14 protein-coding genes are annotated in these 13837 nt (G+C 65.6%); 3 read left to right on the top strand and 11 right to left on the bottom strand.

Annotation, left to right across the window (positions count from 1 at the left end; all coding sequences use genetic code 11):
• The 4 genes from SO140_RS02590 to SO140_RS02605 all read right to left on the bottom strand — a co-directional run.
• On the bottom strand, positions 1-244 hold a 244-nt coding region (locus tag SO140_RS02590), incomplete at its 3' end, for an REP-associated tyrosine transposase (RefSeq protein WP_498542296.1).
• A gap of 62 nt (positions 245-306) precedes the next feature.
• On the bottom strand, positions 307-2559 hold the full coding sequence (locus SO140_RS02595) for a CHASE3 domain-containing protein (protein ID WP_449382910.1): 2253 nt from the start codon (positions 2557-2559) through the stop codon (positions 307-309).
• Positions 2556-2966, bottom strand: coding sequence for a response regulator (locus SO140_RS02600; protein WP_449382911.1), 411 nt, complete (start codon positions 2964-2966; stop codon positions 2556-2558). The genes SO140_RS02595 and SO140_RS02600 overlap by 4 nt, the downstream gene beginning before the upstream one ends.
• Before the next feature lie 228 nt (positions 2967-3194).
• On the bottom strand, positions 3195-3800 hold the full coding sequence (locus tag SO140_RS02605) for a BA14K family protein (RefSeq protein ID WP_449382912.1): 606 nt from the start codon (positions 3798-3800) through the stop codon (positions 3195-3197).
• A 233-nt stretch (positions 3801-4033) separates the two neighbouring features.
• Here SO140_RS02605 and SO140_RS02610 point away from each other — a divergent pair, with 233 nt between their 5' ends.
• Positions 4034-4441, top strand: coding sequence for an NADH:ubiquinone oxidoreductase subunit NDUFA12 (locus SO140_RS02610; protein ID WP_449382913.1), 408 nt, complete (start codon positions 4034-4036; stop codon positions 4439-4441).
• 344 nt (positions 4442-4785) lie between these two features.
• Here SO140_RS02610 and SO140_RS02615 read toward each other — a convergent pair whose 3' ends face one another.
• A complete protein-coding gene (locus SO140_RS02615; protein WP_449382914.1) occupies positions 4786-5472 on the bottom strand; it encodes a DJ-1/PfpI family protein in 687 nt (228 codons plus the stop codon).
• A gap of 105 nt (positions 5473-5577) precedes the next feature.
• Here SO140_RS02615 and SO140_RS02620 point away from each other — a divergent pair, with 105 nt between their 5' ends.
• Positions 5578-6516 (top strand): GlxA family transcriptional regulator, encoded by a 939-nt coding sequence (locus tag SO140_RS02620; RefSeq protein ID WP_449382915.1) that lies wholly within the window; start codon positions 5578-5580, stop codon positions 6514-6516.
• Here SO140_RS02620 and SO140_RS02625 read toward each other — a convergent pair.
• Positions 6513-7523, bottom strand: a complete 1011-nt coding sequence (locus SO140_RS02625; protein WP_449382916.1) for a Na+-dependent transporter — start codon at positions 7521-7523, stop codon at positions 6513-6515. The genes SO140_RS02620 and SO140_RS02625 overlap by 4 nt on opposite strands.
• A 213-nt stretch (positions 7524-7736) precedes the next feature.
• Positions 7737-8684, bottom strand: a complete 948-nt coding sequence (gene lipP1 / locus SO140_RS02630; protein ID WP_449382917.1) for a LipP1 family hormone-sensitive lipase — start codon at positions 8682-8684, stop codon at positions 7737-7739.
• A gap of 261 nt (positions 8685-8945) precedes the next feature.
• Between lipP1 and SO140_RS02635 the strand changes: the two genes are divergently transcribed.
• Complete coding sequence (locus SO140_RS02635) at positions 8946-10022, top strand: DUF2155 domain-containing protein (protein WP_449382918.1); 1077 nt, start codon at positions 8946-8948, stop codon at positions 10020-10022.
• Here SO140_RS02635 and aat read toward each other — a convergent pair.
• The 4 genes from aat to SO140_RS02655 form a co-directional block, all read right to left on the bottom strand.
• Positions 10019-10696 (bottom strand): leucyl/phenylalanyl-tRNA--protein transferase, encoded by a 678-nt coding sequence (gene aat / locus SO140_RS02640; RefSeq protein WP_449382919.1) that lies wholly within the window; start codon positions 10694-10696, stop codon positions 10019-10021. The two genes, SO140_RS02635 and aat, sit on opposite strands and share 4 nt — an antisense overlap.
• 62 nt (positions 10697-10758) lie before the next feature.
• Positions 10759-11862, bottom strand: coding sequence for a sensor histidine kinase (locus SO140_RS02645; RefSeq protein ID WP_449382920.1), 1104 nt, complete (start codon positions 11860-11862; stop codon positions 10759-10761).
• Complete coding sequence (locus tag SO140_RS02650) at positions 11859-12299, bottom strand: response regulator (protein WP_449382921.1); 441 nt, start codon at positions 12297-12299, stop codon at positions 11859-11861. The genes SO140_RS02645 and SO140_RS02650 overlap by 4 nt, the downstream gene beginning before the upstream one ends.
• The gene (locus SO140_RS02655; protein WP_498542297.1) at positions 12296-13822 is read right to left on the bottom strand and encodes a sensor histidine kinase; all 1527 of its coding nucleotides are present in this window, start codon (positions 13820-13822) and stop codon (positions 12296-12298) included. The genes SO140_RS02650 and SO140_RS02655 overlap by 4 nt, the downstream gene beginning before the upstream one ends.
• Positions 13823-13837: the final 15 nt, after the last annotated feature.

Consider the following 13837-nt stretch of genomic DNA (forward strand, 5'->3'; position numbering starts at 1 on the left):
ACTTGATCAATCGCCATCGTGTCGCGAAATCCGCATCACCTTCGGGCATGCTCCAGACAGTATGAAGATGGTCAGGCAGCACAACGATTGCATCGATCGTGAACGGGTACCTTTGACGCGTCTCTCGGAATGCCGCGCGCAGCAACTCGATATGGGTCGTCAACAACGAGAGCTTCCGTTCCACCAGATTGACGGTGAAGAAGAAGGTCCCGCCGGGGATGAAGTTGCGGCGATACGAGGTCATTCCCGAAGGATAGCACAACTGTTGGGCGATGGGTTTCGCTTCGCTCTACCCATCCTACAATGCTAGCCCACCGGCTCCTTGCCGAGCGCCAGGCGGATCATCTCGGCGAGCTGATTGCGGCGGTAAGGTTTGGTCAGCAGCAGCACGCCTTCGTCGAGCTTGCCCTGGTGGACGATCGCGTTGTCGGTATAGCCGGAGGTGTAGAGTACCTTGACACCCGGCCGGCGTTTGTCGACCTCCAGCGCAAGCACGCGTCCGCTCATGCCGCCGGGGATGACGACGTCGGTGAACAGGAGATCGAACGGCTCGCCGCGCTCGACGAGCGCGAGCGCAGTGCGGCTGTCGGGGGCGGCGATGGTCTTGTAGCCGAGGCTTTGTAGCTGTGCGGTGACGAAGTTGCGCACGAGATTGTCGTCCTCCACGACCAGGATGGTTTCGGCGCCGCCGGTCGCCGCCGGCGCCGCGGTGGTCGCCGTCTCGCTCGCGCCTTCGCCGGGCGGCAGATAGAGCTTGATCGTCGTGCCGTGGCCCGCCTCGCTGTAGATCTTGATGTGGCCGCCGGACTGCTTGACGAAGCCGTAGACCATCGACAGTCCGAGGCCTGAGCCCTTGCCGATCTCCTTGGTGGTGAAGAACGGCTCAAAGGCCTTTTCCTGCACATCCAGCGGCATGCCGCTGCCGGTGTCGCTGACCGCGAGCATCACATAGGCGCCGGGCGTGACGTCCGGGTTGGCCTGCGCGTAGGCCTCGTCCAGCGTCACCCGACGCGTCTCCAGCAACAGCTTGCCGCCGTCGGGCATGGCGTCGCGCGCGTTGATCGCCATGTTCAGGACCGCGTTGGTCAGCCGGGACGGATCGATGTGCGAGGTCATCGGCCCCTGTTCGAGCGCGGTCTCGATCTGGATCTGCTCGCCGAGGGCGGGACGCAGCAGCTTTGCGCTGTCTGATACCGCCGCGTTGACGTCGACGTTGCGTGGCTCCAGCGGCTGCTTGCGGGCAAAGGCGAGCAGGTGCTGGATCAGCTCGGCGCAACGCTGCGCGGCATCGTCGATCAGCCGCGCCACGCGCTGCAGCTCAGGTTGCTCCTTGAGGCTGCCGACCAGCGTCTCGGTATTGCCCGAGATCACCGTGAGCATGTTGTTGAAGTCGTGTGCGACGCCGCCGGTCAGCTTGCCGATGGCGTCTAGCTTCTGCGACTGATGCAGCTGCCGCTCGGTCTCGCGCGAGATGGTCGCATCGTGATAGACCAGCACCGCGCCGGAGATCACGCCTTGCGCAGTGCGCATCGGCCGCCCGCTGATGAGGAGATGGCGGACGGGATTGCCGCTGTGCGGGCGGACGATCATCTCCATCTCTTCGAACTCGTCGCCGCGCAGCACGCGCGCCGATGGCAGCTCCTCAGGGATGAGCGGCGTCACGCCGTCGCCTTGGAACACGTCCGACATCGTGCGCAGGCTGGTCAGGTTCATCCCGGCGCGATGCAGCAGCATGCGCTCTGCGGCGGGATTCGACAGAAGGACGTTGCTGTCCCTGTCGATGACGAGCACCGCTTCCGCCATGCTGTGGAAGGTGCTTTGCAGCACGTTCACGGAGATGCGGAGCTCGTCATGGGCGGTGACGAGGTGCTCGGTTCGCTCGGCGACCGCCGCCTCCAGCGCCTCGTTGGCAGCCCTGGTCTCATGCAGCGTGCTTTGCAGGGCGACACTGCTGCGCCGGGTCTCGCGCAACAGCAGCGCGACCAGCAGCAGGATCAGCACCGCGCCGGCGACGTCGATACCGAGCAGGACAATGCCGGTGCGGCGCGACTCCGCCGCGCGGGCGGCCAGCCGCCGCTCTTCCTCCGCGGTCAGCCGGTCGAGATTTGCGGTCACCGTCTCCATCAGGCCGCGGCCTTCCGCCTTGCCCTGGAGCGCGGTGATGCCGTCCCCGTCGTTCGCTGCGCGCAACCGCATCGCTTCGGCCGCGATGTCGAGCCGGCGCAGAACCAGCGCTTCGGTGCTCTCAAGCAGCGCGACCTGATCGGGATTGTCGCGCAGCGCGCGCTTGAGATCGGCGAGGGCAGGCGCGATCGCCCCGCGCGTCGCCTGGAATTCGTCGTTGAAGGCCTGGCTGCGATAGAGCTCATAGCCGCGCGCCGCGCTTTCGGCGCGACGGACGAGCAGGCGCAGCTCCGAGATCTTCTTGAGCGCCCCCACGGTGTGGTTGGCCCATGACGTGTCGAACCGCGACTTGACGTCGAGTCCGATCGAGGCCGCGGTGATGATCAGGAGGATCGCAAGTCCGGCACCGAGAATGACGCGCTGCGAAGCAATCAAGGGAATTTGTTGTCCTTCACCGGAGCGGCCTCGTCGAGGCATTCCTTGATTGCAGTCAGCAGCGTCTCCGGCGTGAACGGCTTGCGCAGGCAGCGCGTTGCGCCGAGCTCGAGCGCCATGCGGAGAAAATCGGGCGAGGGCGATGCGGACGAGGCAAACGCGTAGCCGGACATCGCGATCAGAGGGATCGTCGGGGCACGCTCATGGAAGATGCGAATCGACTCGAAGCCGCGCATATGCGGCATGAAAATGTCGACCAGCATCGCGTCGAAGGTCTGCTGCTCCAGCGCAGCCAGCCCGGTCTCACCGCCGTCAGTCAACGTGACGTCGAAGCCCTGGCGTTGGAGGAGGACCTCGATGGTCGCGCCGACCATCGGATCGTCATCAACCACGAGAATGCGCGGCATGACTCTGCCTAACCAATCGAAGTCCCCACAGTCTTTGCTGATATAGGCGAATCGTGGATCGGGTCAATTTTGGATTGGATCAGGACAGATATGCACGGTGAGGTGCATAAAACCCGCGATGTATGGCGTTCGTGTGAAAGCCTGCGCAGCGCGAGATGACACGTCAAAAAGGCGCCGCGCGATCACGGCGCCTTTTCGATCAGATTGGAGCGATGCAACTAACCGTCGCTAGGGGCAGGGATGTCGCAGACCGTCATAGCCGAGATAAGTCCCTGACGCGGGGTCATAGGACCTGTAGCGCTGGGCACAATAGGCTGCGGAATCGCCGCCGGTGTCGGGCACAACGGCAACGCTCGGGCCGGAGTCATAATAGTAATCGTCGCCGTAATAGTAGGGATCATTGTAGTACGGGCCGCCGGAGTAAGCGTACGACCCCAGGGTCCCGATCGCGGCGCCAGCAGCTACGCCGGGCCAGAAGCCGCCACCGCGATGGTGCCAGCCGCCACCACGCCAGTTGCCGCCGTTCCAGTTGCCGGACGGCGCGCCGGCTGCGACACGACCGCCTCCGCTGAAGGCCGGCGCGGAGACGCCAGGACGAACGGCCGTGGAGGCTGCGAAATTGCCGCCGCCACCGCGGAATGCGCCACCGCCGCTAAATCCGCCACCACCCATGCGGGCTCCGCCACCGCCGCCACCGCCTCCGATGGCGGCGTGCCCGCCACCGCCACCGCCGACAGCCTGAGCGCGGGATTGGGCAAGGCTGGCGGTCGGTGCGGCCAGCGGGAGAACCAGTGCCAGCGCCGCCGTGGCGGTCAAAACTCTGAGATTGTTCATATTCGGCTCCTTTTCCCCAAATCCAACCACTCAAGCAGGCAGTGGTTCCAGGGCGCCCGCGGAGGTTTGCGTGGGGAGCGCAGGATTCCAATCCGCGTCTGTACCCAGCATGAACGGATCGCGTCCTCGTTGCGGCGGATCAGCGCATTCCAGATGGTTCATCCGCGGAGCGGCAACTGGACAAGTTCGCTTCCGGATGGCATCAGGACCGCACGAAGCAGGGCCCTTGCCGCATGAAACAATTCTTCCTCAAGCTCTTCACCTGGTGGAACGGCCAGACCTTTGGCACACAGCTCTGGACCTGGCGGTTCGGCGAGCTGGTGGGCGAGGACGAGCAGGGCAATCGCTACTACCGGACCCGCGGCGGGGTGATCGATCCGACGCTCGGTTTCGAGCGGCGCTGGGTGATCTATAACGGCTATGCCGAAGCGAGCCGCGTGCCGCCGGCCTGGCATGGCTGGATGCATCACGTGGTCGATGTGCCGCCGACCGAGCTCGACTACAAGCCGCGCGAGTGGGAAAAGCCCCATCAGCCGAACCTGACCGGCACGCCCAAGGCCTATCGGCCCTCGGGTTCGACGCTTGCGAGCGGCAAGCGCCCCAAGGCGACGGGCGACTATCAGCCCTGGACGCCTGGCTAGACCGGCAAATTCCGCAAATCATCGGCGTTGGATGCATTCGCATCCGGCTATCGTCGCTGTGAACAACGGGAACAGCGGGGACGCAGCATGCGCGGCCGTTGCTCTACCGCGAGCGATGCGGCTCAATGAACCATCTTACGGAGATGGGAGACCATCGCGCACGGTTCGGGCAACAGTTCGCGACTGTCCCGAAATGCAGCGGCTGCCGAACAGGACTCGATCGGGAGATAGGCCCCCCGGTCTGGAAGCTCCGAAATCGCCCGTTTGAATGTGCAGCTGTCGTAAGACAGGAAAGGCCGCCCGGGAAACCAGGCGGCCTTTTTCTGTTTGTCGGTCGCGTGTCCTCACATCACCCTGGCCGCAGCCTGCTTGGCGGCTTCAATGCGGCGCGCCTGCGAGGGCGCGATGCGTTCCTTCATCAGTGCGAGCACTTCGGCGGGCGCGGTCTCCGGCGAACCCGCATTGAAGGGCGGTGCCGGATTGTATTCGAGGCGGAGCTGAATCGCTTCGGCCATGGTGCGGTCGACCAGGATCGAGACCAGTGTCAGCGCGAAATCGATTCCGGCGGTGACGCCGCCGCCGGTAATCCGGTTGCGGTCGATGCAGACGCGCGTCCGTGTCGGTGTCGCGCCGAACAGCGCCAGCACCTCCATCGCGCTCCAATGGGTGACGGCGCGATAGCCCTTCAAGAGGCCGGCTGCGCCGAGCACCAGCGATCCCGTGCACACCGAGGTGATGTATTTAGCGCCCTCGGCCTGGCTGCGCAGGAAATCGAGCACCTCCTCGTCATTGACGAGCGCATCGGTGCCGAAGCCGCCGGGTACGCAGATCACGTCGAGCTGCGGACAATCGGCGAAGGTCGTGGTCGGCGTCAGCGTCAGCACGGAATCGCTCGGAACAGGCTCGATCCGCTTCCAGATCAGGTGCACCTCGGCGCCGGGTACGGAGGAAAACACCTGCACGGGTCCGGTGAGGTCGAGCTGGGTGACGCGTGGAAAAACCAGACATCCGATTCTGAGCGGTGACGACATGAGAGCCTCCAGACAATCAGCTTGACGGGCCAACGATGCCATGATGCTCTCCTGTCAGAAATGGCATAATTCCCTCATTTTCGGACATAGCGCGGGGTTTGGCCCATGATCGGCGTCCTGATCTTTCCCGATTTCCAGTTGCTCGATGCAGCGGGCCCGATCTCGGTGTTCGAGATCGCTGCGCGCTATTCGAAGATGGTGCCTGTCATCCGGGTGCTAGCGCTGCACGCCGGGCCCGTGCGCAGCTCGTCCGGCGTCGAGATCATGGCGCGCGATTTCAAAACGGCGAATGCGGTCACGACATTGATCATCGCGGGCGGCGAGGGCGTGGCAGGCGCGGCGCGCTGTCCGGCAACGTTAGGCTTCGTGCAGCGGCTGGCCAAGCGCGGCGTGCGCGTCGCCAGCGTCTGCTCCGGTGCCTATGTGCTGGCGGAGGCGGGCCTGCTTGACGGCAAGCGCGCGACCACGCATTGGGGCCGCACCCGCGATTTCGTCGCGCGCTATCCCAAGGTGAAGCTCGAGCCCGACCAGATCTTCACCCGCGACGGCAATGTTTGGACCTCGGCCGGCATCTCAGCCGGCATCGATCTCGCGCTGGCGATGGTGACCGAGGATCACGGCGAGGCGGTCGCACAGGACACCGCGCGCCAGCTCGTGCTGTACCATCGCCGCAGCGGCGGACAGTCGCAATTCTCCTCGCTGCTCGAATTGAAGACGCCGAACGGCCGCTTCGGACCGCTGCTCGCCTGGGCGCGCGAGAACCTCGATACGCCCTTGACCGTCGAGGATCTCGCCGAGCACGCCAACATGAGCGCCCGGCACTTTGCGCGCGCCTTTGCCGCGGAGACCGGCGCGACGCCGTCAAAGGCGATCGAGCGCTTGCGCGTCGAGGTGGCGCGCGAGCGTGTCCAGTCGTCCAGCGAAGCGATCGAGCTCGTGGCGCAGTCGACCGGCTTCCGCGATCCTGAAAGGATGCGCCGCGCCTTCATCCGCGCCTTTGGCCAGCCGCCGCAATCGTTGCGGCGCGCGGCGCGGGCGAGTTAGCGTGTCGTTTCCGCGGTCGCGGTGCCCGCGGTTGCTTGTGACTGCGCCGTCAAACGTCGCGCGATCGGCGTCAGCATCTGTGGCGCGACGTAGTAGGGAAACTGGGTGAGCGCGAAATAGAGCCAGGTCGTGCCGGGCAGGGTTGCCGCCGTCGCCGCCAGCATCAGCCCGATATTGCGCTGCGATACCATCAGGCCAAGTGCGAGCGCCTGTTCGTAACCGATGCGGCGGAACAGCAGCGTCGTGACGATCAAGAGCGCAAAGAAGATGGCGAAGGCGAGCAGCGCAATGCCGATCGACAGCAGGGGATCGGCCAGGAAGTCGGCGATCACGTTGCCCATCACGGCCGCGACGAAGACCAGCAGGATGATGATGTTGACGCCGTCGATCGGCCGGCGCTGACGCTGGATCGCGTCCGCGCCGAACAGCCAGCGGATCACGGTCGCCGTCGTGAGCGATCCCGCAAGGATCGCGAGCAGTTTTGCACCGAGCGCGAGCGGCGAGATGCTGAGCGTTCCGCCAAGGAAGAGTGCGGCGAACAGTGACGCCGTGAACGGCACCAGCGCGGTGGAGGTCACGAGCGTGACCAGCAACAGCGTGGCATCGAGGCCCATCAGCGCCGCGATCGCGGGCGAGGCCATCATCGGCGAAGCGATGGCCTGGAGCATCAGGGCGAGGAACAGCTCGGGCGAGCGGGCATCGAATCCGGACAGATGCGCAGCGAGGCCAAAGATCAGGGGAACGCCGATCGTCGTCCAGGCAGTTGCCGCGACGATCAGACCCGGCCGGCGCAGATGGGCGCGCAGCGCAGCAAGGTCGACGCGCATGAAGGAGATGACGAGCAGGAGGAAGATCGCCTCGGTCACGTAAGGCCGCAGCACTGCCCCCAGTGGCGGGATTGCGATCCCGAACAGCACCAGCGCCGCCACGGCGCGGGTGCCCTGGTCGCCGAGCCATGCGAGCCATCGCACGGGAGCGGCCAAGGTGCGTTGCAGGCTGAGGGGCATTTTGACTTCCAGGGGAGTGTCACCTCGCGCGAAGAGGTTGAGGCGATCTGTGGAGCGCAACTCTTGAGGCACTGGCCTTGTTGTTCAAAGTAACAAGTGGTTGCGGTGTATTGCACGCGCTGTAGCCTGATGGAGCGTAGCGTCATCCGGGGACGGGACCAATGACGACAGCCCCGCATTTCGCTTCGCTCCATGCGGGCTACGACATCGTCTTCAGCCCAACTTCTTCAACCATGCGCCGATCTCCGCGGCTGCAACATCGGCCTGCGGCAACAGCTTGCCCATGGTGAAGAAGCCATGGAATTGGCCGGGGAAGTGGCGACAGGCGACGGGCACGCCGGCCTGCCTCAAGCGCTCTGCATAGTCGTGGCCTTCATCGCGCAAGGGATCTGCGCCGGCGGTCAGCACATAGGCCGGCGGCAGGCCATTGAGCGCGGTGGCGCGGGCCGGCGAGGCGCGCCAGTCGTGCGCGTCGGCGGCGCCGTTCAGATAATGGCCTTTGAACCAGCGGACGACGGAATGGCTGAGGAGCAGGCTGGTCTCGGGCTCGCTGTGCGAGGCGTGGGTCATCGCGAAATCGACGGCGGGATAGATCAGCACCTGGCCTGCGAGACTCAAGCCGTTGCCATCGCGGGCAGCGATGGCGACCACGGCGGCGAGATTGCCGCCGGCGCTGTCGCCGCCGACGCAGAGGCGCGATGCATCGATGCCAAGCGTGCTGGCGTTCGCGGCGATCCAATGGGTCGCTTCGATGGCGTCGTCGACCGCGGCGGGAAACTTGTGCTCGGGCGCCAGGCGATAGTCGACCGAGATCACGATCAGCTCGCCCTCGACGGCGAGCTTGCGGGCTGCGACGTCATGGGTGTCGAGGTCGCCGATCACCCAGCCCCCGCCATGGAAGAACACCAGAGCCGGCGATAGACCGCCACGTCGGCGCAGCCTCATTGGCACGTAGAGGCGGGCAGGGATCGTGCCGTGCGGCGCCGGGATCGCAAGGGCTTCGACGCGTGCCAGCTCGGGCGGCTCGGGATTGGTTGCAAAGCCCGCTCGGGAATAATCCGCGCGAGCTTCCGACGCGGTCAGCGTTTCATAAGGTGGACGGGCGGCCTGAAGAAACGCCTGGTAGACGGCGGCGGCGTCGGAATCGAGGACGATTGGCATGGGAGACCTTGCGAGGAATTTGCTGATGTCGCTGCCGGGCTCGCCTGTTGGGGCCCCCGGAATGAGAGGGAAGCCGCCGTCTGTCGGGGCCCGCCGGAGATGGGCCGCCGCTGCAACTATCCCACCTGACGGGTGGTCTGGCCAGCCAAGGGACCGGGAAGGGACCGGGAAGGGGCCGGCGGGCGTGGGGGAAACCGCCCTTTCCCCGCCGTATTCGGCGTGTTAACCGGATGGTCTGCGAGCGGCCGTAACCCCTGTACAATGCTCGATAAACCCGATTCGCTGTTGAAGCCGCGCGAGATGTCTCGAAACCTGATCCTGACCGGCCTTGCGGCGCTCTTTGCCGCCACAGCGATGACCGTCTCGCCTCCGGCGCAGGCGCAGATCGGCACCATCTTCTCTGATCCGCCGCCGCTGCGGCCGCCCGGCAGCATTCCGCGCGGCAACCAGCCGCAGCAGCAGATGCCTGACGATGACGAGGAGGTGCCGGAGCTGCCGCCGCAGGGCCGCGTGCTGCCGACGCCGAACCGACCCGCCCCCCGCCAAGGAAATATCGCGCCCAATGCTCTGCCCGGTCCGGTGGAGACGCAGCCTTTGGCCCCGCCGCCGGGAAGTACCGTGCTGCCGCAGAACCAGCAGCCCTCCATCGCGGTTGCGCCGCCCAATCCTCAAAGCCCACCGCCGCAGCCGGGCGCCAATCCGACGCTGCCGGGCTTGCCGCCCGGGCAGCGACAGCCCAAGGGAACACCGCAAAACGGCGTTCCGCAGACGCCGGCCAGCCTTCAGCCGGGCGATGAGGTCGTTACCGAGCCGCCGGCGCAGAAGATCGTGAACAAGAAGGCGACCTTCTCGGGCCTCGACAAGATCACCGGCCGCATCATCAATTTCGACGAGGAGATCGGGGAGACCGTGCAGTTCGGCGCGCTGCGGGTCAAAACCGACGCCTGCTACACGCGGCCGGCAACCGAAGCCGCCAATACCGATGCCTTCGTCGAGGTCGACGAGATCACGCTGCAAGGCGAGGTGAAGCGGATTTTTTCGGGCTGGATGTTTGCGGCGAGCCCGGGCCTGCACGGCGTCGAGCACCCGATCTACGACATCTGGCTGACCGACTGCAAAGAGCCGCAGCAGACGATCGCGACCGCAGCGCCGGATCCGGCGAGCAAGCCGGCCACGCCACCGCCGCCGCCGGCACAGAAGAAGGCCGCGCCCAAGCAGGCCGTGCAGCAGCAGCGTCCCCCGCAGCCTCCGCCGGTGCAGCAGCCGCAGCCGGCACCGCCGCCTCCGCCGCCACAGCAGCCGAGCCTCTTCCCGTTCCCGGGCTTCGGCCGGAATTAGCTTCTCGTTGCGATGATCTCGAGCGCGCTCGCCCCCGGGATCGCGTCTCCAGGCAATTTCAGGAAGTCGGCGGACTCGCCTGCGAGCGCCTTGTCGAGCAGGGCGGTGTAACGGCGCCTGGAAATCTCGACCGCACCGAAGCTGCGCAGATGCTCGGTGACATATTGCGTGTCGAGCAGCTCGAAGCCGCCGTAGATGAGGCGCGCCACCAGATGCACCAGTGCGACCTTCGAGGCATCGCGCGCGGTGTGAAACATGCTTTCGCCGAAGAAGGCGCGCCCCAGGCTCACGCCATAGAGGCCACCGACGAGGTCGTCGCCCTGCCAGGCCTCGACGCTGTGGCAGTGGCCGAGCTCGTGCAGGCCGCCATAGAGGTCGCGGATGCGCTTGTTGATCCAGGTGTCCTCGCGGCCGGCCTGCGGCGCCGCGCAGCCGGCGATCGTCGCCTTGAAGGCAGTGTTGACGGTGACGCGAAACACATCCGAGCGCACGGTGCGCGCAAGGCGCGAGGCGACGCGAAATCCCTCGAGCGGGATCACGCCGCGCATCTCCGGCTCGACCCAGAACAGCGTCGGATCGTCCGCGCTCTCGGCCATCGGAAAGATGCCGCAGGCATAGGCACGCAGCAGCACGGCGGGGGTGATTTCAGACGAGGCGGAGTCGCGCGAAGTCATGCGCGGCACATTAGCAGGATCGTGGCAGCCTTGCGATGGGGTCCGATGCGGGGCCTCGCACGTCAGCTCGCGGCGGCGTTGTTCGTCGTCGTCGATGGCGCGGGCAGGCGGCGGAACTTGAGCAGGATCTTCGTCCCAGTGTGATCCGGATCGCGTTCGACGGAGGCGTCGAGCTTGGAAGCCATCGCCGCAACGATGCGCTGGCCCATCCCGGTCGAGCGCGGATCGGCCTTGGCATTGTCACCAACGCCATCATCGGCGATCGACAGTACGAGATCCTCGCCCTGCGAGGTCAGCTCGACGTGAATGGGGCCGGCGCCGTCCGGATAGGCGTATTTCACCGCGTTCATGACCAGCTCGTTGACGATGATGCCGACCGCCACTGCGCGGTCCGGATCGATCTCGATCGGCTCCGCCTTCAGCGTCAGGCGCGACATCCGGTTGCCCTCGGCCGAGCGGCGGAGGTCCTCGAGCAGCGAGTCCAAATACTGGTTCAGGACGACGCTCTTCAGATCCTGCGAGGTGTAGAGGCGGCGGTGCACCTGCGCGACCGCGGCGACGCGGCCCATCGCATTGGTCAGGGCGGCCTTGACCTCCTCCTGCGCAGCCGAGCTTGCCTGCAGATGCAGCAGCGAAGCGATGATCTGGAGCGAGTTGCCGACGCGGTGATTGACCTCGCGCAGCAGCATTTCGCGTTCGGCGGCCAGCGCCGCGTAGCGGTCGCGCGAGGCGTGGATTTCGGCTTCCGCCTCCTCGCGCGCCTTCTGGAGCGCAGCTTGGCGCAGGGCGCCATCGGCAGCGACATGCAGCAGCGGGATGAAGTCGCCCGTGACGTCCTTGACGAGGTAGTCGGCTGCGCCCGCCTTCAGCGCTGTGACGGCGATGCTGGAATCCTGCGACGCCGTGACGAAGACGACCGGCGGGGCGTTCGGGATCGCCATGATCCGTTCGAGTGTCTCAAGACCGTCGAGGCCCGGCATGTACTGGTCGAGCGCCACGACGTCGATGCCGCCATCGACGTTTCCTTGCCGGATGCGCGCGAGGCCTTCCTCGCCGCTTGTGGCAAGGATCACCTTGTAGCCGCGGCGCGTCAGACCGCGCTCGACGAGGCGCGCCAGCGCGTCATCGTCGTCGATATAGAGCAACGTCGGCGTTGTCCGGTTCATGTTGCTGCTGGGGGCACCTGGATGACGGAGAAGAATAGCCCGAGCTGCCGGATCGCGTTGGCAAAATTCTCGTAATTGACCGGTTTTGTGATGTAGACGTTACAGCCGAGCTCGTAGCAGCGCTTGATCTCCTGGGAGTCGTCGGTGGTGGTCAGCACCACTACGGGAGAGGCCTTCAGGTACTTGTTCTCCTTGATCCGCTTCAGGATCTCGATCCCGGTCGTGTCGGGCAGGTTGAGATCGAGCAGGATCAGCAGCGCATTGCCCTTCTGGACGAGGCCGGAGCCGTCAGCGCCGAACAGAAAGCGGATGGCGTCCGTGCCGTTGGCAAAAGGCACGATCGGGTTGTTCACCCCGGAGCGGCGGATATTGCGTTCGATGAGGCGGGCGTGCCCCTCGTCGTCCTCGATCATTATGATGGTGACGGGCTGTGTCATTGTTCTGCGTTCCGCTTGCTCGCGTTCCACTTGATCGGCAGCGTGATCGTAAATGTGCTGCCGACGTTGAGTTCGGAGGAGACCGACATCGTACCGCCGAGCCGGCGCACCAGCGCGCGGACGTGGGCAAGGCCGATGCCCTGGCCCGGCTTGTCCTGGAGGCCGGCGCGGCGGAACAGATCGAAGATGCGGTGGTGATCCTTCGGATCGATGCCGCGGCCATTGTCGGAGATATCGAAGATCGCATAGCCGAGCTTGGTGCGGCCGCGCAGCGCGATCTCGCCGGGCACGCCGCTCTTGAGATACTTGATGGCGTTGTCGATCAGGTTGGAGAAGATCTGCTCCAGCGCTAGCCGGTCGCTCACGATGTCGGGCAGCTCGCCGACGCGGATTTCGGCCTGCGCTTCGGCTGACTGATGTGCCACCGTCGCGACGATCGCCTCGATCAGCTCGCGCGTGTCGATCCTGACCGGCTCGAATTCGCGCCGGCCCTCGCGGGTGAGGTTGAGGATCGCCGAGATCAGGCGATCCATCTTGGCGATCGAGGATTTGATGAAGCCGAGCGCCTCGGAAAAATCCTGCGAGAGCTGTTTGTCCGACCCTTCCAGCGGGATTTCCGCGGCATCCTTCATCGCCAGCGGCGGCCCGTCCGCCGGGACGTGGGTGAGGCTGCCGATGCGCCGGAAGAGGTCGCTTCCCAACTCCTCGAGCTCGCTGGTGAAGCCCATGATGTTGACCAGCGGCGAGCGCAGGTCGTGGCTCACGATATAGGCGAAGCGCTGGATCTCGTTGTTGGCTTCGCGCAAGTCTGCCGTCCGTTCATCGACGGTGGCCTCAAGATTGACGTTGGAATCGCGCAGGCGCGTCTCGGCCTCGTCGCGGAGGGCTGCTGAGCGCCGCACCAGCCAGATCGAGATCAAGGCGAGCACGACGACGAGACCGGAGCCGATGCCGGTCAACGACGCTGCCAGCGTCTGGCTGTTGTTGGCATTGGCCGAGCGCAGTGCAAATAATCGCTGCTCCTCGCGGAGCATGGCGTCCGCAGCGTCGCGGATCGTGCTCGTCGTGTTGCCGGCAGCCGCTTCACGGACGAGCGCCGAGGCACGTGCGAAGTCGCTCTGCTGCATATAATTCATCTCGCGCGTGAACTGGTCGAGCCTGGTTTCGACCGCTGGCCGCAGCTTGCGGACGTTGTCGGCCTGCGCGGGATTGTCCTTGGTCAGCTCCGCGAGCCTCGTGAGATGCGGCAGGACCGCCGCCACCGCGGCCTGGTGGTCGGTCCAGAATTCCGGCCCGCGCGTGAGGAGAAATCCGCTCGCACTGCTCTCGGCGCGACGAACTTCCAGGAGCAGCGTGTGGATCTGGTTCTCGACCTCGATGGTGTGAATGACCGAGGCGTTGTCGTCGCGTGCCTTGTTGACGAGGTAGACCGAGCCGGCGCTGATCACCGTCAGCACCAAGAGTCCCGCTGCGAACAGCAGGATCTGCCAAAGTGCGCGCCGCCGTCTCAGGTCAGGCGCCACGCCAATTCCAGTTCC

This window comes from Bradyrhizobium sp. UFLA05-108, from assembly GCF_059803455.1.